Below are 1,070 nucleotides of genomic sequence, written 5' to 3' on the forward strand. Positions count from 1 at the left end.
CCTCTTGCCGCCCCAAACGCCCGGGAAGACCGCGTACCGTGCGCTCGATCCGCATGCTGGTGCTGCGCCTGGCGAAGGAGAACCCGAGCTGGGGGTACAGACGTCTGCACGGCGAGCTGCTCGTGCTGGGGTTGAGAGTGGGCGCGTCCACTGTGTGGGAAATCCTCAAGGATGCCGACATCGACCCTGCGCCCGAGCGGAACTCCAGTACCTGGGCCGATTTCCTTCGCCCCCAGGCTGATGCGCTGCTGGCCTGCGACTTCATGGAAACAGTCACCCTGTCGGGGATACGGATGTACGTGCTCGTGGTGATCGAACACGGCAGTCGCCGGATCCGCGTCCTGGGCGCCACCGCGCATCCGACCGCCTCCTGGGTAGCGCAGGCGGCGAAGAACCTCGTTATGGACCTCGAAGACCTCGGCTGCCGGGCACGCTTCATGATCCGGGACCGGGACGGGAAGTTCCCCGACCTCTTCGATGCCGTCCTCAGGGACGCGGGGATCGACGTCGTGCTCAGCGGCATCCAGGTGCCACGAATGAACTCGATCACGGAACGATGGGTACAGACCTGTCGCCGCGAGCTACTGGACCGGACATTGATCTGGAACCAGCGGCACCTCCTCCATGCCCTGCACGAGTTCGAGCAGTTCTACAACGGACATCGACCACACCAAGGCATCGCCAACGCCAGACCGCTCCACCCCTTGCCCCCGCCGATCGACGAGCCGGACACATTAGCCCGCCTCGACATACGTCGGCACGATCGCCTCGGAGGCATCCTCCACGAATACCGACATACAGCGTGACCTGTACGGATGAGTTTTCCGGCAAGGGCAGTGCCCGTCGACGGAGACTGGGAACGTCGGCACGCTGCACCACTTCCAGGAGGCGATCACCATGCGCTCCGTCACCCACCGTGGACGTGTCTACCGGCGCTGCGGGTGCCGCGACGCACACCGCCACCAGTTCGGAACCCTGAAGGTGCCAGAAACCTCGTCCGTGCTGGTCACGACGCCGGAGCGCTGCAGCGGCCCGCCGCTCAACCATGGCAGAAGTGGAACCACCGCGCC

Annotated in this window: 1 protein-coding gene; it reads left to right on the forward strand. The window is 65.2% G+C overall.

Annotation, left to right across the window (positions count from 1 at the left end):
• On the forward strand, positions 1-806 hold an 806-nt coding region (locus ACZ59A_RS44905), incomplete at its 5' end, for an integrase core domain-containing protein (RefSeq protein ID WP_470971668.1).
• Positions 807-1,070 lie beyond the last annotated feature (264 nt).

This window comes from Streptomyces sp. NPDC040405 (genome assembly GCF_055595765.1).